At 74.7% G+C, this 22,549-nt stretch carries 26 protein-coding genes and 2 pseudogenes; 6 read left to right on the top strand and 22 right to left on the bottom strand.

Features of this window, described 5'->3' with window-relative positions; genetic code table 11:
• Positions 1-41: 41 nt before the first annotated feature.
• The 13 genes and pseudogenes from AB0M46_RS45850 to AB0M46_RS45910 form a co-directional block, all read right to left on the bottom strand.
• Positions 42-401, bottom strand: coding sequence for a gas vesicle protein K (locus AB0M46_RS45850; protein ID WP_363346965.1), 360 nt, complete (start codon positions 399-401; stop codon positions 42-44).
• Positions 398-601 (bottom strand): gas vesicle protein, encoded by a 204-nt coding sequence (locus AB0M46_RS45855; RefSeq protein ID WP_363346967.1) that lies wholly within the window; start codon positions 599-601, stop codon positions 398-400. The genes AB0M46_RS45850 and AB0M46_RS45855 overlap by 4 nt, the downstream gene beginning before the upstream one ends.
• On the bottom strand, positions 598-1,377 hold the full coding sequence (locus AB0M46_RS45860) for a GvpL/GvpF family gas vesicle protein (RefSeq protein ID WP_363346969.1): 780 nt from the start codon (positions 1,375-1,377) through the stop codon (positions 598-600). The genes AB0M46_RS45855 and AB0M46_RS45860 overlap by 4 nt, the downstream gene beginning before the upstream one ends.
• Positions 1,378-1,558: 181 nt before the next feature.
• Positions 1,559-1,675 (bottom strand): annotated as a pseudogene (gene gvpJ, locus AB0M46_RS45865) (gas vesicle protein GvpJ); the annotation flags it as partial.
• 91 nt (positions 1,676-1,766) lie between these two features.
• Positions 1,767-2,093, bottom strand: a complete 327-nt coding sequence (gene gvpO / locus AB0M46_RS45870; RefSeq protein WP_363346972.1) for a gas vesicle protein GvpO — start codon at positions 2,091-2,093, stop codon at positions 1,767-1,769.
• A 3-nt stretch (positions 2,094-2,096) separates the two neighbouring features.
• Positions 2,097-2,351: a gas vesicle protein GvpG gene (locus AB0M46_RS45875; protein ID WP_363346973.1), complete on the bottom strand. Its 255-nt coding sequence runs from the start codon at positions 2,349-2,351 to the stop codon at positions 2,097-2,099.
• Entirely contained in the window at positions 2,348-3,106 is a 759-nt protein-coding gene (locus AB0M46_RS45880; RefSeq protein WP_363346975.1) for a GvpL/GvpF family gas vesicle protein, read from the bottom strand. Before AB0M46_RS45880 ends, AB0M46_RS45875 begins: the two co-directional genes overlap by 4 nt.
• Position 3,107: 1 nt before the next feature.
• Positions 3,108-3,509: a gas vesicle protein GvpJ gene (gene gvpJ / locus AB0M46_RS45885; protein WP_363346977.1), complete on the bottom strand. Its 402-nt coding sequence runs from the start codon at positions 3,507-3,509 to the stop codon at positions 3,108-3,110.
• Between the two features lie 2 nt (positions 3,510-3,511).
• Entirely contained in the window at positions 3,512-4,528 is a 1,017-nt protein-coding gene (locus AB0M46_RS45890; RefSeq protein WP_363346979.1) for an SRPBCC family protein, read from the bottom strand.
• 7 nt (positions 4,529-4,535) lie between these two features.
• A complete protein-coding gene (locus tag AB0M46_RS45895) occupies positions 4,536-5,075 on the bottom strand; it encodes a hypothetical protein (RefSeq protein ID WP_363346981.1) in 540 nt (179 codons plus the stop codon).
• A 139-nt stretch (positions 5,076-5,214) separates the two neighbouring features.
• Positions 5,215-5,526 (bottom strand): hypothetical protein, encoded by a 312-nt coding sequence (locus tag AB0M46_RS45900; RefSeq protein ID WP_363346983.1) that lies wholly within the window; start codon positions 5,524-5,526, stop codon positions 5,215-5,217.
• Between the two features lie 244 nt (positions 5,527-5,770).
• Positions 5,771-7,348 (bottom strand): sodium:proton antiporter, encoded by a 1,578-nt coding sequence (locus AB0M46_RS45905; protein WP_363346985.1) that lies wholly within the window; start codon positions 7,346-7,348, stop codon positions 5,771-5,773.
• A gap of 85 nt (positions 7,349-7,433) precedes the next feature.
• Positions 7,434-7,799: an STAS domain-containing protein gene (locus AB0M46_RS45910; protein ID WP_363346987.1), complete on the bottom strand. Its 366-nt coding sequence runs from the start codon at positions 7,797-7,799 to the stop codon at positions 7,434-7,436.
• 223 nt (positions 7,800-8,022) lie between these two features.
• On the opposite strand from AB0M46_RS45910, the gene AB0M46_RS45915 reads away from it, so the two are divergent.
• Complete coding sequence (locus tag AB0M46_RS45915; RefSeq protein WP_363346989.1) at positions 8,023-9,630, top strand: histidine kinase; 1,608 nt, start codon at positions 8,023-8,025, stop codon at positions 9,628-9,630.
• 2 nt (positions 9,631-9,632) lie between these two features.
• Here the strand turns inward: AB0M46_RS45915 and AB0M46_RS45920 are convergent, their stop codons facing one another.
• Both AB0M46_RS45920 and AB0M46_RS45925 read right to left on the bottom strand, forming a co-directional pair.
• A complete protein-coding gene (locus tag AB0M46_RS45920; RefSeq protein WP_363346991.1) occupies positions 9,633-10,478 on the bottom strand; it encodes a universal stress protein in 846 nt (281 codons plus the stop codon).
• A 15-nt stretch (positions 10,479-10,493) separates the two neighbouring features.
• Entirely contained in the window at positions 10,494-11,366 is an 873-nt protein-coding gene (locus AB0M46_RS45925; RefSeq protein ID WP_363346993.1) for a universal stress protein, read from the bottom strand.
• 133 nt (positions 11,367-11,499) lie between these two features.
• Here AB0M46_RS45925 and polX point away from each other — a divergent pair, with 133 nt between their 5' ends.
• Both polX and AB0M46_RS45935 read left to right on the top strand, forming a co-directional pair.
• Complete coding sequence (gene polX / locus AB0M46_RS45930; protein WP_363346995.1) at positions 11,500-13,239, top strand: DNA polymerase/3'-5' exonuclease PolX; 1,740 nt, start codon at positions 11,500-11,502, stop codon at positions 13,237-13,239.
• Positions 13,240-13,382: 143 nt separating this feature from the next.
• The gene (locus AB0M46_RS45935; protein WP_363346997.1) at positions 13,383-13,652 is read left to right on the top strand and encodes a DUF1876 domain-containing protein; all 270 of its coding nucleotides are present in this window, start codon (positions 13,383-13,385) and stop codon (positions 13,650-13,652) included.
• Between the two features lie 16 nt (positions 13,653-13,668).
• Here the strand turns inward: AB0M46_RS45935 and AB0M46_RS45940 are convergent, their stop codons facing one another.
• Positions 13,669-14,670 (bottom strand): nitroreductase, encoded by a 1,002-nt coding sequence (locus AB0M46_RS45940; RefSeq protein ID WP_363346999.1) that lies wholly within the window; start codon positions 14,668-14,670, stop codon positions 13,669-13,671.
• A 212-nt stretch (positions 14,671-14,882) separates the two neighbouring features.
• Between AB0M46_RS45940 and AB0M46_RS45945 the strand changes: the two are divergent.
• Positions 14,883-15,248: pseudogene (locus tag AB0M46_RS45945) on the top strand (CoA-binding protein); the annotation flags it as partial.
• 225 nt (positions 15,249-15,473) lie between these two features.
• Here AB0M46_RS45945 and AB0M46_RS45950 read toward each other — a convergent pair.
• Positions 15,474-15,932: a cupin domain-containing protein gene (locus AB0M46_RS45950; protein ID WP_363347001.1), complete on the bottom strand. Its 459-nt coding sequence runs from the start codon at positions 15,930-15,932 to the stop codon at positions 15,474-15,476.
• A gap of 146 nt (positions 15,933-16,078) precedes the next feature.
• Positions 16,079-16,360 carry a GlsB/YeaQ/YmgE family stress response membrane protein gene (locus AB0M46_RS45955; protein ID WP_363347003.1) on the bottom strand — a complete coding sequence of 94 codons (282 nt, stop codon included), beginning with the start codon at positions 16,358-16,360 and terminating at the stop codon, positions 16,079-16,081.
• Between the two features lie 195 nt (positions 16,361-16,555).
• On the opposite strand from AB0M46_RS45955, the gene AB0M46_RS45960 reads away from it, so the two are divergent.
• Positions 16,556-17,695, top strand: a complete 1,140-nt coding sequence (locus AB0M46_RS45960) for a site-2 protease family protein (RefSeq protein ID WP_363347005.1) — start codon at positions 16,556-16,558, stop codon at positions 17,693-17,695.
• Positions 17,696-17,702: 7 nt separating this feature from the next.
• On the opposite strand, the gene AB0M46_RS45965 is transcribed toward AB0M46_RS45960, so the two are convergent.
• From AB0M46_RS45965 to AB0M46_RS45980, 4 genes are all read right to left on the bottom strand, one after another.
• Entirely contained in the window at positions 17,703-18,761 is a 1,059-nt protein-coding gene (locus AB0M46_RS45965) for a nitroreductase (protein WP_363347007.1), read from the bottom strand.
• Between the two features lie 111 nt (positions 18,762-18,872).
• A complete protein-coding gene (locus AB0M46_RS45970) occupies positions 18,873-19,715 on the bottom strand; it encodes a universal stress protein (RefSeq protein WP_363347009.1) in 843 nt (280 codons plus the stop codon).
• A gap of 67 nt (positions 19,716-19,782) precedes the next feature.
• Entirely contained in the window at positions 19,783-20,748 is a 966-nt protein-coding gene (locus AB0M46_RS45975; protein WP_363347011.1) for a nitroreductase, read from the bottom strand.
• Positions 20,749-20,818: 70 nt separating this feature from the next.
• On the bottom strand, positions 20,819-21,349 hold the full coding sequence (locus AB0M46_RS45980) for a cyclic nucleotide-binding domain-containing protein (RefSeq protein WP_363347013.1): 531 nt from the start codon (positions 21,347-21,349) through the stop codon (positions 20,819-20,821).
• Positions 21,350-21,651: 302 nt separating this feature from the next.
• Between AB0M46_RS45980 and AB0M46_RS45985 the strand changes: the two genes are divergently transcribed.
• A partial coding sequence (locus AB0M46_RS45985) for a phosphoribosyltransferase family protein (RefSeq protein WP_363347016.1) occupies positions 21,652-22,549 on the top strand: 898 nt, incomplete at its 3' end.

A 22,549-nucleotide genomic window follows, 5' to 3' on the forward strand; every position in this document is an offset into this window, starting at 1 on the left:
GGCGAGCGCGGGCAGCAGGGCGACGGGCGCCGTCGCTCGGCTCAGCGGCGCCGCGGCGTCCGGTCCGCCGGGTCGGCCGGATCGGGCGATTGCGGCAGCAGCGTGCCGAGCGGGCCCAGGTCGAGGTTGAGGTCCTCGGCCGAGAGCCCGAAGTGCTCGCGCAGTTCGGTCATGCGCTCCTCGAGCGCCATGAGGGTGACGCCGATCTGCTCGATCTGCTCGTCGGAGAGGCCGCCCGCGTCGATGCGGCGCAGCGCCTGCCGCTCCATCAGCTGGCGCAGCAGTTCGACGACGGTGAGCACCAGGCTGGCGAAGCCGCGCTCGGCCGCGTCCCGATCGACCTCGATCCGGTGGCCCGGCGGACGGATCGGCCGCGGCGGCTCTTCGCCGGGCGCGGTCACGGCCGCCCCGGCCCGATGATGCCGGTGGTGCCCGCGGTGCCGGCCGACGCGACGAGCGCGCGCAGCGAGACGTACACCAGGTCGACCCCGGCGATGGACAGCGTCACCTCGCCGCTGATGACGACGCCCGTGGCGAGGAGCCGGTCGAGCAGGTCCACGAGCGATGCCCGCTCGGCGGGGTGCACGGCGATGGACGTCATGGCGGTGCCTCGTCGGCCGCGGCGAACGAATACGGCGGCCACGGCCCAGTGAGCTCGAGGTGCAGCTCGGCGTGGCTCGCGGCCTGGCTGGCGACGAGGCCGGCGAACCGGTCGGCGCTGCGCCGGTCGACCAGGTAGGCGCCGTTGAGCATCATCGGCTCGGCCCGGCCGCTCAACCGGCGGTCCTGAGGCGGGTGCCGCCGGGCCGCCGCGGCGCACTCGGCGAGCGCGGCGTGGGTGGCCTCGGCCTCATCGGCCGCGCGCTGCCACCGCTCCTCGTCGGCCGACAGCTGCGCCCGGCGCCGGTTCAGGTAGGCCAGGCCCGGCCCGCCGGCGCGCGGGCCCGCGGGCACGTCGTGCGAGGACTGTGCGGGCGCGGCCGGTTCGGCGTACATCTTCACGCCCCACTCGGCCCGGCCGGCGACCCGGTCGAGCACCGCGTCGAGGTCGCCGCGGCGCTGCGTCAGCATCGCGCGGACGCCGGCGTCGTCGCGGTACACGGTGGCCAGCGGCACCGGGACCACCGTGTGCGCGCGGGCGAGCGCGGCCACGACGGCGTGGTGGGCCCGGGCCACGCGCTCGAGCCAGGCGAGATCCTCGAGGTTGCGCCGCAGTGGCTCCTCGCCGAACTGGTCGAGGTCGACGGGGCTGGCCACGGCGACGAGCGCCGCGGCCGCCACCGTGCGGACCGTGCCGCCGGCCACCCCGGCGAGGCCGTCGATCGCGCCGGGCTCGAGGTCGCGGGCGATCGCGTGCAGCCAGACGCCGTCACCCACGGCGTGCCTCCCTCGCGGAATCGCGTGCCTCCTTCGTGATCTCGTGTGTCTCCTTCGGGGTCTCGAGGGCCTCCTTCGGGGTCTCGAGGGCCTCCGGGGAGGTGCCGGGTGGCAGCGACTCGCGGGCGTGCGAGGTGAGCCACGGGTCGTGCTCCCACCAGTCGATGCCCATCTGGCGGGCGGTGTCGACCGCGGCGATCACCAGCCGCAGCTTGATGGTGAGCAGCTCGATGTCGAGCAGGCTCACCCGGATGTCGCCGACGATGACGATGCCGCGGTCGAGGACGCGCTCCAGGATGTCGCCGAGGTTCGCCGGCTGGTACCCGCTGGCCGGCGCGCGGCTGCCGCCGGAGGTGAGCGCCGAGTCGGAGTACGGGTTCTGGCGCATGTCAGGCCACCTCCGAATCGCCCTTGCCCCGGGCGTACCGCCGGATCCGGCGCAGTCCGCTCAGCTCGCCGTCGGCGGTGACCTGGGCCCGGTAGATGGCCAGCATGTCGCCGGACGACGGGATGCGGCGCTCCTCGACGACCTCGACCTCGACCAGCCAGCCGTCCTCGTCGTCGGGCTCCAGTGCGGTGATGCCCGACGACTGCTTGCCGGTCAGCTCGGCGACGTTGCGCAGGGTCATCTTGGCGATCGAGCCGGGCTGCAGCGGCTCCGGGACGTCGTCGTAGGTGTCCCGCTCGTCGTCATAGTCCTTGCGTGAACGCGGCACGGCTCACTCCTCCTGCTCGGTTCCCCCGGCGGGCCGGATCAGCCGCTCGATCAGCTCCTGCTGCAGCTGCTCGGCGTCCTCGGGGCTGATCCGGCCGGCGGCGCGGGCCTCGTCGACCTCCTGGATTCGGCGCCGGATCACCCCGGGGTCGTACAGCTCGTGGTCGACCTGGTCGCGGATCAGCTCACCGACCCAGACCGCGAGCCGGACCGGCGCGATCGGGGCGGTCAGCAGTGCGGTGAACAGTCCCATGGTCATGCCCCGGGTCGCAGCGCGGTGACGAAGTCGTACGGCGCCAGCGGGCCGAGCAGCCGGACCTCGAGCTGCCCGGCTCGCCGTTCGGTCAGCTCCTCGACCTTGCGCACGAGCTCGGGTTCGCGGTCGAGGCCGGTGAGCACGGCCACCGCGGCGGCCTCGTACTCGCCGGCCGGCTCGCGGGTGATGACGCCGTCGGCCACCGGCGCGACGGCCTCGGCGACCGCCTGGGTGTCGGCCTGGCGGCGGGCGTCGATCGCGTTGTTGACGGCCTGGCCGAGCGCGATGCGCTCGTTGCGGGTCGCGTCCTCGGGCTTGTCGCGGATGGCCTCCCGCAGCCGCTCGATCTCTGGATCCCCGGCGATCACGTCGCGCAGCACCGAGTCCCGCACGTATCGGGCGCTGATCACGTACTCCGCCTTACCCTCGAGCTCGCGCAGCGCCGCGTCGAACTCGTCGTGGTGGGGCGCCAGCAACTCGTCGACGACGGCCTGCCGGTGCGTCAGTACCGCGCCGAAGCGCACCGGCAGCACCGGCACCACCGCGGCGGTCGCGTCCAGCAGGGCCTCGTGGCTGAGCAGGTCGGCGGGCGTGCCGAGCGGACGGTCGAGGTCGAGCTCGCTCACCATGGCCGCGATCCGGCCGTGGTGCACCACCGTCACGGGGGTGGAGTCCCCGCCCACGCCGCGGGCCTCGGGGTCGGCCTCGACATCGCCGGGGACGATGCCGTACACGTAGACGCCGGTGACCGCAGGCATGTCAGCCCTCCCTCCGCCGCCGGGGCGCCTTCTCCCGCTCGGAGCCGGTGTCGATGACGTCCCGCACCTTGTCGCCGACCGCCTCGAGCACGCCCTGCGCGCTGCCCTTGACCTTGTGCTTGGCGCCGCCCTCGGTGATGTCCCCGACGAGCTCGGGCAGCCCGGCCTTCTCCTGGGAGATGTCCAGGCGGTTGACCGCCTCGGCGAACTTGAGGTAGGTGTCGACGCTGGCGACCACGATCCGGGCATCGATGGTCAGCAGCTCGATGCCGACGAGTGACACCCGCACGTACGCGTCGATGACCAGCCCTTTGTCGAGGATCGTGTCGATCACCTCGGCCAACGACGTCGACGTCGGTCGTTCGATCCCTCCGCCGCCGCGCGGCTGCAAGGACGTGCTCATCGTCAATCCCTCCGATCGCGGCCGCCCGGGCGCACCTGGCGCCGCCGGGGCCGCTCCTCCGGCTCCTCTTCCTCTGGCTCCTCTTCCTCTGGCTCTTCTTCCTTCGGCTCCTCTTCCTCCGGCTCTTCTGGTCCTTCGGGCTCTTCTGGTTCGCGGCCGCCCTGCTCCTGTTGCTGTTGCTCTTCCTCCCGTACCGCGGTCTCGTGGTCCTTCACGACCTCGCCGTCGCGGATCTCGCCGCGCCAGCCCTCGATGTCGTCCGGGTTGAGGATCGACTGGTTCATGACATGCCGCCGGTAGTGCTTGAACTCCAGTCGGGCCCGGCGGCCCTGCGCCCGCCACAGGTTTCCGGTGTGTTCGAACAGTCCCTGCGGGTGGTACTCCATGGCCAGCATGACCCGGGTGAGGTTCGGCCCGATCTCGTGGAAGGTGACAGAGCCGTCGACGTGGCCCTTCGCCCCCTTGGAGCGCCAGACGATGTTGTAGTCGGGGATCTGCTGGACGATCGTGGCTTCCCAGGTGCGGTGGGACCAGAAGACCTGCGCCTTCCAGCTGGTCTTCTCGTCCGACTCCTGCTCGACGTTCTCGACCTTCTTCATGAAGCTCGGGAACTGGGGGTACTGCGTCCACTGGTTGTACGCGACCCGCACCGGCACGCCGACGTCCAGCGTCTCCTCGATGTTGATGAGCTTCAGCTTCTTGGGCTTGCCCTTGCCGCCGCCGAAGATGCCCTTGACCTTCTCCTTGAGGCCGGCCCAGCCGCCGGAGAGCGCCGCCCGGGCCGGCGACTTGCCCTCGGCGATCTGCTTGGCGCCGGCCGCGGCCGCGCTGAGACCTGGGCTGCCCGAACCGCTGGCGTAGTCGGTCAGGCGATCCGTCAGCGAACCGACCCTCCGGCCGGCCGCATCGATCGCGCTGCGCCCGGCGGCCTTGGCCAGTACCTGCAGCTCGTCCTTCACCAGCTGGCCGATCTTCTCACCGATCCCGCCGACGACCTTGCCGCTCGATTGTCCAGCCATGATCGGGCTACCCCTCCCTGCGCCGCCGTACCGGAGGCCGGCCACCGCGCCGCCTGCCCGCGCTCACCAGGTCCTCGTCCTCGTCCTCCTCGTCGCGCTTGTCCTCGTCGGCTTCCTCGTCCTCGTACTCGTCCTCCTCCGGCTCCTCCTCGCGCTCCGCGCGCGGCCGCGGACGACGGGTGCCGGTGCGCCGCCTCCCACGCGCCGGTGCCTCCTCGGGCTCCTCCTCGGGCTCGGGTGCGCTGCGCCCCTTCAGCGTGTCGGTGCGCTCGCGCAGCCGGTCGCTGATCGAGTCGATCCGGCCGGTCACCGCGGCCCGCGCGGCGTCCTTCGTGGCGGCGACCAGGGGTGCACCCATCTCGCCGAGCTTGCCCAGCTCCGGCGTCGCCTTGAGGGCGCGCGCGCCATGGTCCAGCAGGGAGCCGGGCCGGCTGAGCCGGCCGGACGCGGCCGCCGCGGCCAGCAGCAGGCCCCAGCGAAGCTTGTGTTGTCTGCCGAGCAGGTAGCCGATGCCGGCCGCCAGGACAACCTGAGTCTTGCAGTTCATGGCCTCTCCCTCGGCGTGATGGCCGACCGGCACCTGGCCCGTGCGACGCCGCGGCGGCAGTACGATCGGCGCGGAGAACTGACGTGTGAGGCTTGCAGAACCGGCCAGTTACCCCCACCCATCTGGGCGAAACAGCCATTCACCCGCGGCGGGCCGCGCGGCCCGCGGGACGCCGGGTATCGGCCCGACGGCCTCGGGTCCGCGTCTTGTGCCACGCCTTCAGGACGAGGCGCTTCGGCAAGGCCGCCCAGTGCCGCACGGCGCCGGGCGGCCGTTCGTGGCTGCCGTGGCGCGGCCTGACCGAGGCGTGTACATCGCCGTGGACATGCCGCATGTGACGCTCGGTCTGCCGTGTCAACCGCACCGCGATGCGCAGCGCCGCCACGGCACACGCCAGCCACAGCACGGCGAGCACCAGCACGCCGATCGACCACGACGACATCTCGGCCACCTCTTCGTCCGGGCACGGCGGTGCGACCGCCCGCTCGCGCGGCGCCGGCGATGGCGAACAGCGGCCCGCCGGATTGGCGGCTACCCGCCCGGGCTCCGGCGGGCGGGGCGCCCCTCGGCCCCGCCCGCCCCGGTGTCGAACATCTTCGGAACTTCCCGCTGCCGTGCCGATCGGACGTCGACGCGGCGAGCGCTGCCTACCCACCCGGGCACGCGAAAACCCGCGCGGCGGGTGAGCGCGGCGGTCACAGCCGGGTCCGCAGGTCGGTGCTGGCGGCCGCTTCCTCGTAGTCCAGTTGCTGCAGCACTGCGCGCAGCACCTCGTCGTCGAGGCGGCCGAGGTCCCGCTCCCGGATCAGGGCCTGCCGCTGGTGGGCGAGGATCTGCTGGACCAGCTCGTGCGTGGGCTCTCGCGACGTTCCCGGCGCCTCGTACAGGTTGGCGAGGCGGTGCGGGGTCGCGGTGAGCACGTGCGCGATCCGCCGCTCGATCAGCGCCATGGTGGCGGCCTCGAGCCCGCTGCCGGACGTGGCGGCGCGGGCGGTGACCTCGTGGGCGGCCCGCCGCGCCACCTGCAGGGCCCGGACCAGGTCGGCGTCGGCGCGGCGGCGTTCGGCGGCGTCGCTGAGGTGCAGCGCGCGCACCAGCGGCTGCAGGGTGGCCCCTTGCAACAGGATGGTCAGGACCGCGACCGACAGCGCGATGGCCTGGATCAGGTTGCGGTCCGGGACCGGCGCGCCGGTGACCGTGACCGCGGGAACGGCCGCGGCCGCGGCAAGGGTGACGACGCCGCGCATCCCGGACCACGACAGCACCGCGCCGACCTGCCACGGTGTGCGCCGTCTGATGATCAGCCTGAGCGCGGCGATCCACACCGGACGAGCCAGGACCACGACCAGCAGCACGATCGCGATCGTCGCGGCCAGCCGGCCCGGGCCGACGCCGTCGCCGGCCGCGTCCTCCAGGATGACGCGCACCTGCAGGCCCATGTACGCGAAGACGAACGCCTCCAGGACCAGATCCGCGGTACGCCAGACCTGCCGGCTCTGCAGCCGGGTGGCGAAGGCCGCGTCGGTGCTGTGGTGGCCGATCCAGAACCCGGCCGCCACGACGGCCAGCACCCCGGAGGCGTGCACCCCGTCCGCGGCGAGGAACGCGACGAACGGCACCACCGCGCCGAGCACCGTCTCCAGCGCAGGATCGTGCAGCCGCGGCCGGATGACGTGCACGACCGCCGCGACGGCGAGGCCGATCGCGACTCCCGCCGACGTGGTGTAGACGGCGAGCAGCACCGGCTGCTCGATGAACGGGCGATAGCCGGCGTACGCGGCGACCGCTAGCTGGAACGCGACCAGCGCGACGGCGTCGTTGACGAGGCTCTCCCCGGTCAGGATCGTCGTCACGCGGTTCGGCACGCCGGACCGGCGGCCCAGCGTCACCGCGGCGACCGCATCGGACGGTGCGAGGACCGCACCGAGGACGAACGCGCCGGCGAGGGTCAGCATGGGCAGGATCGACCATGCGACCAACCCGACCGCGACCATGGTGAACACGACCAGGCCGACGCCGAGCGCGGCGATCGGCAGCAGATCGCGGCGGAAGCTGACGAACGACAGATCCAGTGCCGCCGAGTACAGCAAGGGCGGCAGGACGACCGCCAGGATCAGCTGCGGCGGAAGTTCCATCCGTGGCAGGCCCGGCACCAGCGAGACCACGGCGGCGACCGCCACCACGACGAGCGGACCGGGCCAGCCGCGCCGATTGGCCACCGCCGAGACGGCCACCGCACAGACGACGACCGTCAGGAACCCGATGCCGTTCACACGTTGAGCGTTACCCCCGTCGCCCCGGCGGAATCACCGCGGCCCGGCACCCGGCGAGCGCGAGCCACGCCCCGCACGTGGCGTCTCAGGAAGCGCCCGGCGGGTCGGTCCGCCGGGAACGGCGGTGGACGGGCCGGTCGGCGAGATCGGCGGTGAGCCGACCGGCGAGCCCGGTGAGCCGCAGGGCGGTCTGCGTGGTGGTCGTGGGCGCGACGAGCCGCAGGCCGCCGCCGTGGTGCTCGAACCTCCGCTGGAGGTGCAGCAGGACCCGCAGCGCCGCGGCGTCGATCAGCCGCACCTCCGCGACATTGATCACGAATTGCGGCGGCGTGCGCTCGGACAGCTTCAGGATCTCGTGGCGCAGGTACGGCGCGGAGGCGATGTCGATGACGCCACGCACCTGGACAACCATCTCGCCGCCGCGCCGCTCCGCCATGATGCACAGATCCACGTGCTCCATCCGTTCGCCAGCAGCGCTCGTGCTCCGGGCTCGCGTTACCCACGCACCGCAGAACAAACGCGCCGAACCGGTGGTCGACGGCGGGCGGTCCGGGGGCCATCCGCCCGGCCGGCGCGGGTGATGGCGGAACATGATTCCGGGGCTCGGGGGCGACCCGGAAGGCCAGTTGATCAAGGTATTGTAGCGTGCGTGTGGTTGTGGTCCTGTGCGGGCGGTGGCGGCCCGTTTGGCGGACCGGTCGTGGCTGGCCATGCTTGCGCTCGCCACGTCGTTGGCGGTCGTCTTCGGGGTGGCGTGCTCGGGGCTGCTGAGCATGCGCTGGTCGCTGCTCGTCGTTGACGTCAGCCAGCTCTGTGCCGCGCTCACCGCGACCGCCGCCTGCTGGACCACCGCCGTCCGCAACACCGGCGCGCAGCGGCGGTGGCGGCTGTGGATGGGTGCCGGAACGTGCGGCTGGGCGATCGGGCAGCTCCAATGGTCGATCTACCACCTGCTCGGCGGGGCCGTGCTGCCGCCCCCCTCGGCGGCCGATGCCGCGTATCTGCTGCTGCCGGTGTGCGCGCTCGTGGCGATCATCGCGCTGGCCGCCGGCCGGCCCGCGCCGAGCGCCCAGTGGCGCCTCGGCTCCCGGCTGGCGACGACGGCCCTCGACGGGTTCATCGTCACGGGCTCGCTGTTCGTGCTGAGCTGGGTCACCGTGCTCGGGCCGGTGATCCGGGCCGGCGCCAGCTCCCGGCTCGCCTACTCGATCGCGATCGCCTACCCGGTCACCGACCTGCTGCTGACCGTCATCATCGTGCTGCTCATCGGCATGACCTCGTCGGCGCACCGGCTGCAACTGCTCATCCTGGGTGTCGGACTGTTCAGCCTGTCCGTTTCGGACAGCGTCTTCGCCTACCGGGTGTCCGCGGGCGCGAAGGGCATGCCGACGCTGGCCGATGCCGGGTTCGTCATCGGGCTCTCGTGCGTCGCGCTCGCGGCGCTGACCCCGCCCGGGCCGAGCTCGGACTGGGAGGCGCACCCGGACGTCCGATGGGGCCGTCTGCTGCTGCCGTACGTCCCGGTCGCCGGCGTGGTCGTGCTCTCGATCGTGCAGCAGATGCAGGGTGCCCCCCTCGACGCCGTCGCTATCGTGGCCGAGACCCTGGTGATCGCGCTGCTGATCACCCGCCAGGCGATCGGGCTGGCGCAGGCGGCGAAGCTCGCCGGGTCGAGGGCGCGGCTCGTGATCGCCAGCGACCGCAGCCGCCGGCGGCTCGAGCGCGATCTGCACGACGGCATCCAGCAGCGACTCATCGCGATAGCGCTGGACGTCCGCCGGGCGGAGGCGGATGTACCGTCGGGCATGACCGGTCTGCGCCAGCAGCTGTCCACCGTCGTGACCGGGCTGGGCGACGCGGTCAACGAGGTGCGCGAACTCTCGCGCGGCGTGCACCCGGCCATGCTGACCGAGGGCGGCCTGAAACCCGCACTGCGCACGCTGGCCCGCCGCTGCGACACCCCGGTCGAGCTCGACGTGCAGCTGGACGGGAGGGCGCCGGAATCGGTCGAGGTTGCGGCCTACTACGTGGCGGCGGAGGCGCTGACGAACGTCACCAAGTACGCGCAGGCCACCGTCGTGCAGGTCGGCGCGCGGGTCCAGCGCGGCTACCTGCAGCTGACGGTGCACGACGACGGCGTCGGGGGAGCGGACCCCAAGCGTGGCACGGGCCTCACCGGGCTGGCCGACCGCGTCGAGGCGCTCGGCGGCGTCCTGACCGTCGACAGCCCGCCCGGCCGGGGCACCCGCCTGCAGGCTCAGCTCCCGATGAACCGCGCCTGACCTCAGGACCGTGCCACCAGCACCGGCACGGAGGCGTGGTCGAGGACCTGCTGGGCCGTCGACCCCAGGCGCAGGCCGTCGAAGCCGCCCGCGCCGCGAGCGGCGAGGACGAGCATGAGCGCGTGGCCGGCCTCGGCCAGGAGGGCCGGTGCCGGTGCGCCGCGGACCGTGCGCTGCTCGACCGCGACGCTCGGGTACCTGGCCCGCCATGGCCCCAGCTCCGCGGCGAGCGAACCCTCGACGTCGGCGGCGAGCCGGTCGAAGGCTTCGATGCGGCCGCGGTACCGGGGCGGCTCCTGCCAGGCCCGGACCGCGATGAGGCCGGCGCGGCGGGCGGCCGCCTCGGCGAAGGCGAGCGCCACGGCCGGCTGCGCGCGGTCCGAACCGTCGGTGCCGAGCAGCACCGGCCGATGCTGCGGCAGCATGGCGCCCGGGCCGGCCCAGTGCTGCGAGTCGTGCACCACGAGCACCGGGCAGTGCGCATGGGCCGCCAGCTGGACGCCGAGGAAGCTCACCGGCACGGCCGGGAACTCGTCCGACCGGCGGCTGCCCACCACGAGCAGGCTCGCGTGGCGGGACCGCTCCATGAGCAGCCGGGCGGCGTCGCCCGGCCCCGTGCGGGTGGCGACCCGCAGCTCCGGCTGCCAGGCCCGGGCCCGGTCAGCGGCCGGCCCGGCCACGCCGTAGTCGTCGGCTGCCGGTTCGTCCTCGCCGGTGAGGGTGAGCGCGTGGACGATTTCCAGCGGCCGGTCGAACAGCGCCGCCTCGTCCGCGGCCCAGCGCACCGCGCCCAGGCCCGCCGGCGAGCCGTCGACGCCGACGACCACCGGCCGATCCGTGCCGTTCACGTGACCTCCCGCGGGCTACCGGACCACGGCCACGGGGCACCCGGCGTGGTGGATGACGGCCTGGCTCACCGAGCCCAGCAGCAGGCCGGTGAAGCCGCCCCGGCCGCGCGAGCCCACCACCAGCAGCTGCGCGCCCGCGGACAGCTCGGTCAGCACCGCGCCCGCCCGGCCCTGCACCACAGTGTGCCGCAGGTCGACGCCGGGGTACTTCCCGGCCCACTCCGACATCGACCTGACCAGCGTCCGCCGCTCCTCGGCGCGCAGGTCGTCCGGGTCGTAGGCGAGCGGCAGCACGTCGATCGGCCCGATGACGGCCGGCCACTGGTAGGCGTGGACGGCGGTCAGCCCGGCGCCACGGTACGACGCCTGCTCGAACGCGAACCGCAGGGCATGTGTGGCCTCGTGCGGGTCGTCGACGCCGACGACGACGCGGCCCGCCTCGTGCCCGGCCGGCCGGTCCGCGCGCCGGAAGATGACGACGGGGCACGCGGCGTGCGCGGCCAGCTGGACGCCGACGGAGCCCAGCAGCAGGCCCGTGAAGCCGCCCAGGCCGCGGTTGCCCACCACGACGGTGCAGGCCCGCTCGGACGCGGCGACCAGCGCCGCCGCGGGCGGCTGCACCTGCACGTCCGTGCTCACCTCCAGCCCCGGCGCGACCGCGACGGCGCCCGCCGCGGCCTCGGCGACCATCTCCTCGGCAGCCCGCCGCCAGCCCGGCTCGTCCGGCACGGCGACCATGACCGGGGCGTACAGCGCCGGCCAGACGAACGCGTGCACGATGCGCAGTGCGCACCCGCGGCGCGCGGCGTCCTGGGCGGCCCACTGCACCGCGGCGAGGCTCTCCGGCGAGCCGTCGACGCCGGCGACGATGACCCGTTCGCTGCTCACGGTTCCTCCCTCCGGCACTCCTGCCGAGGTTCCCAGGGCTACCCCGCGGTGGCGGTGGGTATGCCGGGTGCGGCCGCCGCGGTCCCGCGCCGATCGCGGCCGCCCGGACGGTGCAGCGCCTAGACTCGGCGGCATGGCGCGGTCCAACGACGCCGTCGCGGCACTGGTGCAGGAGTACGCCGATCTGCTCACCGTCACCGGCGGCGAGCAGTTCAAGAGCCGGGTGTACGAGAAGGCGGCCCGGGCGGTCGCCGGGCACCCGGGGGACCTGGCCGCCGCGGACGCCGACGGGCTGCGGCAGATCCCGGGCGTCGGCGCCTCGATCGCCGAAAAGATCGCCGAGTACCTGCACACCGGCCGCATCGCCGCGGTGGACACCCTGCGCTCGCGGGTGCCCGGCGGCGTGCTGGAGCTCATGCGGATTCCCACGCTGGGTCCGAAGCGGGCCGCGCAGCTGCACGAGGAGCTCGGCGTCGTCTCCATCGACGAGCTGCGGGACGCGATCGTCGCCGGCAAGCTGTCCGGGCACCGGGGCTTCGGGGCGCGGACCGCCGAGAACATCCTGCACGGCATCGAGGTGCTCGAGCGCAGTCACGGCCGGGTGCTGCTGTCCGTGGCCACGGCGGCCGCGGAAGAGATCGTGGCGGCGCTGCGGGGCGTGCCGGGATGTCTGCGGTGCACCTGGGCCGGCTCGTTGCGCCGGTTCCGGGAGACCGTCGGTGACGTCGACGTCCTCGTCGCCGCCGCGGACGGCGGTCCGCTGATGGACGCGTTCACCCGGCTGCCGATGGTTGCCGACGTGCTCGCCAAGGGCCCGACGAAGTCGTCGGTCCGGCTGCGCAACGATCTGCAGGTCGACCTCCGGGTGGTCCCGCTCGCCTCGTGGGGCGCGGCCCTGCAGTACTTCACCGGCTCCAAGCCGCACAACGTGCGCGTGCGTGAGATCGCCGTCCGCGCCGGGTTCAAGCTTTCCGAGTACGGGCTTTTCCGCGTCGAGGACGGCAGCCTTGTGGCGTCGCAGACCGAGGAGGAGGTGTACGGGCGGCTCGGCCTGCAATGGGTGCCGCCGCCCCTGCGCGAGGACCGGGGCGAGGTGGAGGCGGCCCGGGACAGTTCGCTGCCCGCGCTGGTGACCGAGGCGGACATCCGCGGCGACCTGCACACGCACACCGACCTCACCGATGGCGTCGCGCCGCTGGCCGACATGGTGGCGGCGGCCCGGCGCCGCGGCTACGAGTACTACGCGGTCACCGACCACGCCAAGGACATGCCGATGCAGCGCATGACCGACGAGAAGGTGCTCGCCCAGCGCCGGGCCGTGCGCGAGCTGGCGGCCACCGGCGGGCCGGTGCTGCTGCACGGCAGCGAGCTCAACATCGGCCCGGACGGCGAACTGGACTGGCCGGACGAGTTCCTGGCCGGGTTCGACCTGTGCGTCGCGTCGGTGCACTCGCACTTCGCCCAGCCGGCCGGGGAACTGACCCGCCGGCTCGTGCGGGCCTGCGAGAACCCGTACGTGACGGTGCTCGGCCATCCGAGCACCCGGCTGATCGGCAAGCGGCCGCCGCTGGACGCGGACTTCGACGCGGTGTTCGCCGCCGCCGCCCGCACCGGCACCGTCCTGGAGATCAACAGCTTCCCCGACCGGCTCGACCTCCCCGACGAGCTGATCCTGCGCGCGAAGCGCCACGGGGTCCGGTTCGCGATCGACACCGACGCGCACGCCACCGTGCACCTGGACCACCTGCGGTACGGCATCGGCACCGCCCAGCGCGGCTGGCTCACCGCCGACGACGTGGTCAACACCTGGCCGCTGGACCGGCTGCGCGCCTGCATCGCCGCGAAGCGCACGGTGGCGGCCGGCCGGCGGTGAGCGCCGCGCCGTCACGATGCCCCGATCGCTCACCCCGGCGCGTGCGGCCCCGGGCGTAGGTTCAGGCTTGTGCCGCGGGTCCGGGCACGCCCGCTCCCGCAGCGACTGAAGGCACATCCGCAGCGACGACTGAAGGAGGGGCCATGATCGCGTCCAAGCGTTGGAGCGTCGACCTGTTCATCGGCGAACGTGACGGTCGGACACACGCGGAAGCCCGCCTGATCACCGAGGGCGGCGGCCACCTCGTCGGCACCGGTGAGGCACGGCTGAACCCGTCGGACCAGGACGTCCCGGTGATCGGAGACGAGCTCGCGGTGGCGCGGGCGTTGTCGGATCTCGGTCATCAGCTCCTGGCGACGGCGTCGGCCGACATCGAGGCGCGCTCCCACCGTCCGGTGTACCTCAGCGGGTAGCGTCGCCGCCTGTACCTCAGCGGGTAGCGTCGCCGCCGTCGATGACGTCGCTCGCCGGGCGGCGCGGGCTCGCCGGCGGCGGCACCGGGTCGGGGTCGACGCCGACCCGCAGCACGAGCTGCGGGTGACCGGCCGGCTGTACGAGGCTGCCGAGCAGCGCCCGCGCGCCCGGGATCTCGACGACGTCGCTCAGCGGCGACGCGGCCAGCCCGTGGGCGACGGCAGCAAGCCAGACCGCGCTGGTCGCCTCGCCCGCGGCGAGCCAGTCCCCGGCCCCGTCGTCGTCCGTGACCACGGCGAGGTACTCGACGTTGCCCTCGTCCCCCGGGCCGGGGTCGAGGGTCGCCTCGCCGCCGAGGGCGAAGTCGCGCAAGGGCACGGGCCGGTCGTCGGGCGCCGGGACGGCGTCGCCCGCCATACCGTCCGCGCTGTCCGGCCCGCGGTGTGTCCACGCCCGCTGCTCGGCGACGCGGCCCTCGTCCTTGGCGTCGAGGACGTGTGCGCCCTGGGCGGCGTAGCCGAGGTACTCGACCTCGCCGGGGCGCAGGCGGTGCAGGCGGGCGTGCTCGGCCTCCGCCGCCGCCCGCAGTGCCGACAGGACCTCGGCGGCCACGGGCACGGGGGAGCCGAACCGGCGCCGATCGGTGCGCCGCCGCAGCATGGCCTCGTAGGTGATCCGGTCGTCCTCGCCCGCCGGCCGCGGCAGGCCGGCCCGCACCCGGGCGAGCAGGGACGGGCTGGCCGGGTCGGGCCGGCGCTCCACCACGGGTTCGTACCCGGCGGCCGCCAGCGCCACCCGGGCGTGGTGCAGGGCCGCGCCACAGCTGACGGTCAGCAGGCGACCCTGCGGGTCGACCGCGCCGAGCTGCCGGGCGGGATCCGCGTGCAGGTCGAGCGCGTCGTCGTGGACCTGCCACCGCCAGGGCTGGGTGTTGAGGATCGACGGCGCGCGCCTGGCCTCGTCGGCGGCCAGGTGCAGCGCGGCCGTCCGCGTCGGCCGAGCGGTGTCCTCACGCATGGTGTCCGCCCCCGGATGTGCGCTGTCGTTGCCCGCGACGTCGCCGCGGCCGAGTGCCGCCTACCCCGGCCGTGGCCGCCTTACCCGCCGATTCCGGCGCGGGCCGCGGCGTTACCGGGTGTTTCGCGGGGGTAGACGTCCGGCGTACCGGCAGCCGTCGCGGTGGCGGCGGTGCGAGCAGCAGGACGTCCGAGCTGAAGGAGATGAGTCCGATGCGCACCGCACGACAGATCCTGGCGGACGCGCGGACGATCGCGGTCGTCGAAGCGTCCCGGGACCCGCTGGAACCCGCGCACTGGGTGCCGAAGATGCTGCAGGAGCAGGGATGGCGGATCATCCCGGTCAACCCGCACGCGGTTCGGCTGTTCGGCGAGCACGCCTACGGCCACCTCGCCGACGTTCCGTGCGCCGTGGACATCGTCAGCGTGTTCCGGCCGGCCGTCGAGGCGCCGGAGCTCGTGCGGGCGGCGGCGGCGATCGGGGCCGGGGCCGTCTGGCTGCAGCGGGGCATCGTCAGCCCGCAGGCACGCCGGCTCGCCGAGGCGGCCGGGATGGACTACGTCGAGGACGCCTGCATCGGCGAGGAGCGCGCCCTGCGCCAGATGGTGGTCGGTGGTTTCACCCCGCCCGGCCTGGTCTGGCACGGAATCGGTCCGCAGCCCGAGCCGGTCCCCGCACGAGCCGCGCCGTCGCCGTCACGCACGCTCGAGCGTCCGGTGCGGCGGGCCACCCGGCGCCGCTCCGGCCGGAAGGTGGACCGCCGGCGCAGCGGCGCGCGGCAGCGCGCGACGTGAGTGACGGCGCTACCAGGAAGCCTCGCGATTGGGGATACGGTCGCCGCCCTGGCGGGGCAGCAGCGCGCTCAGTGCCGGCAGGAGGTACTCGGCGTCGGTCACGTGCGGGCCCCACTCCGTGTTCGGGCCGGGCGAGCCGGCCTCGCGGACCGAGTGGACCAGCAGCGCGGCGTGCGGCGAGGCGCCGTGCCAGTGCCACTCGCCGGCCGGGACCACGATCACGTCGTCGGCGCGGATCTCCTGCACCCGTCCGCCGCGCCGCTGCGCCCGGCCCACGCCGTGCAGCACGCGGATCACCTGCTCGTAGCGGCATCGGTGCCACGCCGTGCGGGAGCCCGGGCTGAAGTGCGCGCCGAACGTCATCAGCCGGCCCGGCTCCAGGTCCCCGACGTCGCGGTCGATCCAGACCGGGCCGTGATAGCAGCGCGGTGAACCCGGCACGCCGGACTGCGCATGGAAGACTTTCATCGGCACCCCTGCAGTGAAGGCCGGCCCCGGGGCCGGCGCGTGTGCAGGGGTGGTCTGTCCTGCGGTACGGCGGCGAAACCACACCGCCGGGTGGATGCCGGGGGCAGGCCCTCCGCAACCCGCCCCTCACCCGCAGCCGGGCGGCGCTACCGTGCCGTGGTGGACCGGCCGTGACCGCCGGTCAACCGGGCCGTGATGTACACGCCGATGATCGCCAGAACGATCTGGATGGCGTGCCGGATCCAATCGACCCCGTTGGTCCGGCCGACCCCGAGCCACGTGGCGATGAGACCCCCGATGAAGGCGGCGATGATGCCGACGACGACGGTGGCGACCACCGAGATGTTCTGCCGTCCGGGCAGGATGAGCCGCGCCAGGACCCCGATCACGGCGCCGCCGATGATTGCCCACAGGATCGTTCCGATCATGTCGACCTCCTCAGGAGGGGCACGCCGGACGCGTGCGCCCGTCACCGTCACCGTATCTCCGTGGCCGCCGCCGCGGCCGGGCCCAGGTGTGGCAGCGGGCGTGATTTCGCCGGGCCGCGGCGGGTAGCGGTCCTAGTGCGGTCCCGCAGCCGCCGGCGACTCCCCGCCGGGCGGACGGTCGATCGAGGAGGGGCAGTGCACCAGAGCCTTCGACTGGGCACCATCGCCGGTATCCGCGTCGGTGTGAACTGGTCGGTGCTGCTCATCATGTTCCTGCTGGCGCAGGGGCTCGCGATCACGGTCATCCCCAGGTCCGCTCCGGCGGTGTCCGGCGTGGTGGCGTGGCTGCTCGGCGCGGCGGGGGCGGTCGTCCTGCTGCTGTCGCTGCTGGTCCACGAAATGGCCCACGCGCTGGTCGCCCGCGCGTACGGGGTCCGGGTCGAGCAGGTGACGCTGTGGCTGCTCGGCGGCGCCGCCGAGCTCGGCCAGGAACCGCCGAGCGCCCGGGCCGATCTGCTGATCGCCGGCGCCGGGCCCGTGGCCAGCGCGGTGCTCGCCTTCGGGTTCGGCGGGCTCACCGCGGGCCTCACCGCGGCCCGCGCGCCGGCCGGCGTCGTGGCCGTCTGCTCCTGGCTGGCCGGGATCAATCTGCTGCTGGCGGCGTTCAACCTGCTGCCGGGCGCGCCGCTGGACGGCGGCCGGGTGCTGCGCGCGGCCCTGTGGCGCTGGCGGGGCGACCGGAACTGGGCCGCCGTCGCCGCGGCCCGTGCCGGACGCGCCCTGGGCGTGGGGCTGATCGTCCTCGGCGTGGCGCAGCTGGCGCTCGGCGGCCTGCTCGGCGGTCTCTGGCTCGCCCTCATCGGCTGGTTCCTCATGTCAGCCGCGAGCTCCGAGGCGAACACGGCCAGATACCGGGCCGAGCTGGGTGCGGTTCCCGTGTCCGCCGTCATGAACGCCTCGCCCACCTATGCCGATCCGGACCGCAGCGTGGCGCAGGTCGTGGCCGACGTCGACGCGGCCCCGGACGGCGGCATCGTCGCGCTGCGCACCGGCGACGGGCGTCCGGCCGGCCTGGTGCGGCTGCGGGAACTCGCCCGCGTGCCCGAGGCCGAGCGGATCGCCACGCCGGTGTCCCGGGTCGCGACGCCGCCGGCCGCGCTGCCGGTGATCGAGGCGTCCGAGCCGCTCGCCGACGTCGCGGCCACGGTCCTGCGGTCCGGCACCGCGCTCGTCGTCGACCACGGGGCCCTCGTCGGCGTCCTCGGCCCGGCCGACGTGACGCGGGCCATGGAGCGCTCGGCCCTGCACCGGCCCGGCCCCGGCGACCCGCACTGACCAGGCGTCAGGCACCCTCGGGCGGCTGTGACTGCGGCGGGCCGGCCTCGTCGGCGACCACCTCGATGACCTCCGCGGCGGGCCGGCGTGGTGCCCGGGGCGGCGGCGTGCTGGTGGCCGGCACGCCGATCCGCACGCCGATCGCGGGATAACCGACGCCGCCGAGCATCCGCCGCAGGGTCCGGCGGGCGACCTCGTTCTCCACCAGGTCGCTCATCGGCGAGGTGGCCAGGTGCTCGGCGGTCGCGGTGAGCAGGACCGCGGAGAGGGCGACGCCGGCGGTGAGCCAGTCGTGCGGGCCGTCGCCGTCGGTGACCACGATGCCGTAGCGGGCCTCCGGGTCGCAGATGTCGACCCGGCTGACGACGTTCGCGCCGACGCCGACGGCGGTGAAGTCGCGGATCGGCACCGGGCGGGCGCCCAGCGGCGCGAGCGTGTCGACGGGCACGCCGTCGTGGCCCTCGCCCGGCTGGCGAATCCACGCGGCGAGCTCGGCGCGGTACTGCGGGTCGCCGAGCAACACGTCGGTCGCCTGGCCGGCGGCCACCGCGAGGTCGGCGAGGTCGCGGGACCAGGTCATCTGCAGGCGTGCGTCCGTGCGCTGGGCGGCCCGGCACAGCCGGTCGAGCGACTCCTGCGGCACGGGCCGGGTGGCGAACGGGCGCCGGTCGCTGCGGCGGACCCGGATGGCGCGACGCTGCCGCTGGGCCCGGGCCGAGGGTTCGGCCACGCCGCGGTGCCGTACGACGGCGAGCAGGTCGGGGTCGCCGTCGTCCGGCATCGGCTCCACCTCGAAGTCGGCCCCGTCGGCCGCGAGCGTGACGCAGGCGTGGTGCAGGGCCGTGCCGCAGCTGAGCACCAGCAGCCGGCCGGTGGGGTCCAGGATCGGCAGCCGGCGCCGCTGGTCGGCGTACAGCAGTGCGGCGTCGTGGGTGATGCGCCAGCGCCACGGCTGGGTGTTGAGGATGGACGGCGCCTGGACGGCGGCCAGCGCCGCCCGGGTGAGCTCCTGGGAGGCCGGTCCGATGTGAAACGTCGTGGTCCGGCCGGGTGCGTTCGCCGGCATGGCGATCTCCCCCTCCGTGTCGTAGGGCCGTCGCGTGTTCTGCCCACTCCGCCGCGGCGTAGTCGGGTCACGGGCCGCCGTACGTCATGCGGTGAACGCCGGTGATCGGGGTCAATCCGGCCGGGCGACCAGTACCGGGCCGTCCGCGTGCTGCAGGACCTGCCAGGCCGTTCCTCCGTGGTGCAGGTCGGGGGCGCCGCCCCGGCCGCGGGCCCCGACCACCACCATCACGGCGTCGCGCGCCTCGGCCAGCAGCACCTCGTCCGGCTTGCCGTCGACGGCGCGCGCCTCCATCTCCAACTCCGGGAACTTCCCCCGCCAGGGCTCGAGCCCGGCGGTGAGCTCGTCCAGGACGGCCCCGGTGCCGCGGCCCGCGGCGGTGTGGGTGAACCAGTGCTCCGAGTGGTGCCACGCGCGGACCGCCCGCACCGGGAGGTGCCGCGCCACGGCCTCCTGCAACGCCAGCTGCAGGGCGTGCTCGGCCGGGACCGAGCCATCGGTGCCGACCACGATCGGGCCGTGCGTCGGCAGCACGGACTCGGGGCCCGTCCAGCGTTCCGCGTGGTGGATGACGAGCACCGGGCACGCGGCGTGCGCGGCCAGGTGGGTGCCGACCGAGCCCAGCAGCGACGGCAGCCGGGTGGCGCTGCGCCCGCCGACGACGATGAGCGCGGCGTGGCGGGCCTGCTCCGCCAGCACCTGTGCCGCGTCGCCCCACCGGGTGGCGGCGGCGACCCGCAGCCCCGGCTGCCAGAGCCGGGCCTCGGCCGCGGCGTCGAGCGCGAGACGTTGCGCGTGCAGGTCGCCCGGCTCCGCCGCGGCGGCCTCGACCGCGTGGATGACCTGCAACGGCCGGCCGAGCCGGATGGCCTCGTCCGCGGCCCAGCGGACTGCTCCGAAGGCGGCCAACGAGTCGTCGACGCCCACGAGGACCGGACGCTGGTTGTTGTCCATGACACCCTCCCTCAGCGATTGCGGGTCGTACACGCTTCACGGTGGCACCGCCGCGGCTGCCTCGCCGTCACGCTCCGAGGACGTCAGCGACCGGCCGCCGGTTCGTGTAGCAGGTGGTCGGCGCGTACCCGAAGCGCAGGACGAGCTGCGGGTCGGGGATCGGGTTGACGGCGCGCCGGAGCCGGTCACGGATGGCCGGCACCTCGACCGGCTGGGAGTACATCGCGGTGGCCAGGCCGAGATCCGCGGCGGTGAGCAGCACGCACTGCAGCGCCATGCCGGCGCGGACCGCGTCGTCCGGGCCGTCGCCCAGCACGCCGAGCACCGCCACCACGGGGTGGCGCGACACGTCCCGGGTCGTGTCGTGGCCGGCTCCGCCGAAGTCGCGCCGGGTGAGCACCTCGCCCGGGTGGGGCGCGGCGCCGGCGGCGCTCGGCCCGATCCCCTCGACGCTGTGGTCGGCCCCGGTGCTCCGCGCGCGCAGTTCCGCGGCGTACGCCGGATCGGCCAGCTGCCGGGCTTCCGCGGTGCGGATGAGCGCGGCCAGCGTCGCGAGCGCCGCCTCGCCCGTCACGAAGTCGAGCTGGCCGCCCTCGCGCCGGGCGGCCTCGGCCAGCACCCGCGGCGCGCTCGCGTCGACGGGGGAGTCGGCGAACGGGCCCCGGTTGGTGTGGCGGCGCGGGATCTGCTGGTGCAGCCGCCGCTCCAGCGGCGTGGGCGGGCGCTGCGGGCCCGGCCACAGGTGCAGCAGGGTGCTGCCGGACTCCAGCCGGTAGCGGGCCGGCCGGCCGCCGGCGGCCAGGGCCAGCCGGAGGTTGTACGCGGCCGCGCCGCATGAGATGCGGGCCATCCGGCCGTCCGGGTCGCAGGCCGCCAGCCGGCGGTGCTCGTCCAGCAGGACGTCCGCGCCGTCTTCGGTACACCGGAAGCGCCACGGCTGGCTGTTGTGGATCGAGGGTGCCCACACGGCGTAGCCGACCGCGGCGGCGAACGCCTCGGGGCTCCAGGTCCTCGATGTCGTCGAGGTTGTCATGGCCGCACCTCCTGTTGTCGCGGCCGATCACTCTCCACCGTGCCCGGTGGGGTCGCGCATTGGCGAGGGCCTAAGCCCCGAGACCTTCGGCGGATGCCTGGTGCAGGTCGCCTTCGGCGGATGCCTGGTGCAGGTCGCCTTCGGCGGATGCCTCGTGCAGGTCGAGCAGGCGCAGCCGGGTGGCCTGCATCCGTGCGACGACGACGGCCATGAAGCGCGTGGTGAGCTCGTAGCCGAGCGCTGGATCGTCCCGGCACAGCGCGCGCACGCCCGCCCCGTCGAGCGCGATGCTGAGCACCGGGCCCACCGCCACGGCGGCGAAATGCCAGCGGTACGGCGGAAAGAGCCAGGACCAGCCGAGCACGCTGCCCGGTCCGAGCGTCTCCACGACCACCTCGCCGCGGCCGGGAACCCGGGTGCGCAGCTCGACGGAGCCGTCGCGGATGAACCAGCAGCGCTGGGCGCGTCCGTTCTCCTCGAAGATCCTCGTGCCGGCCCGGAACGGTGCCCGCCGCGCCCAGCGAGCGAGCCGCTCGACCTGGTCGGCGGGGAGCCCGGTCAGGAACGGATGCGCGGCCAGCAGGTCGAATGTGGTGATCATGTCGCGTCTCCCGGTTCCGTAGGGCGGGTGCGTGTGCTTTCAGCTCAACGCTCCGGGGCGCGTCCGGACAGGGCCGACCGGCCCATCGTGCCGGGCCGTCGGACCTGCGCCCGGCGTGGGCACCTGCGAGCCTCGCCCGGGCGCCCGGCCAATCGGGCCCGGCCGTCGGACCTGCGCCCGGCGCGGGGGCGGGGTGCGTTGGTGCATGCTCACCCATCTCACCCGGACCGGCCGCGCGGCAGCGTGCGGGCCGGGTATGAGCGTGACGGGTAGGTGGCCGGGGAGGGGAGTTAGGAGCAGTCATGCAGTTCGCCGACCGCGCCGAGGCGGGCCGTCACCTGGCGGAGCGGCTCGGGCGCGAGCAGGCCGGCTCGGTCGTCCTGGGCGTGCCCGGCGGCGGCGTGCCGGTCGCGGTCGAGGTGGCCGCCGGGCTCCGCGCACCGCTGGAGCCGCTGGTCGTGCAGCGGCTCGGGGTGCCGTTCCAGCCCGAGCTGACCATGGCCGCGGTCGGGCCCGGCGGCGCCCTCGCCGTCAACCCGGACATGCTGCGCGCGTCGGGGACCGGCCCCGACGAGCTGGCGGCCGAGGTGGACCGCGCACGGGCCGAGGCCGCCGATCGGGCCCGGCACCTGTTCGCCGTGCGGCCGGCGTTCGACCTTCGCGGCCGCCGCGTGATCGTCGTGGACGACGCGATCGTGACGGGCGCGACGGCGCGGGCGGCGAGCCGGGCCGCGCGGGTGGCGGGCGCCGCCCACGTGACCGTGGCCGTGCCGGTGGCCGCCGGGCGGGGACTGGCCGGGCTGCCGGCCGTGGCCGACCGGGTGGTCCATCTGGACACGGTCACGGACCGGGACGCGGCCGGCGGCCGGTACGCCGACTTCCGGCCGGTGCCCGACGACGAGGTGGTGCACATGCTGGAGGGCCCGGGCGGGACACCCGGCGGCGTCCGGGCGGCAGATCCGCCGGAGGACGACGGCCGCCTCGCCGTGCCGCCCGGCGCCGCGGGAACCGTCGTGCTGGCGTACACCAGCCGCGGCGCCGGGCTGGGGCCCCGGTGCCGCTGGATCGCCGGTCGCCTGCGGGAGGCCGGGCTGGCAACCCTGGCGCTGCAGCTGCTGCGCCGGGAGGAGGAGCTGGACTGGCTCGCGGCCCGCGACGTCGGGCTGCTCGCCGGCCGCCTTGCCGACGCGCTGGGCGGGC

Origin of the sequence: Dactylosporangium sp. NPDC051485 (assembly GCF_040682015.1) — a bacterium.
In the GTDB taxonomy this organism is placed as follows: domain Bacteria; phylum Actinomycetota; class Actinomycetes; order Mycobacteriales; family Micromonosporaceae; genus Dactylosporangium.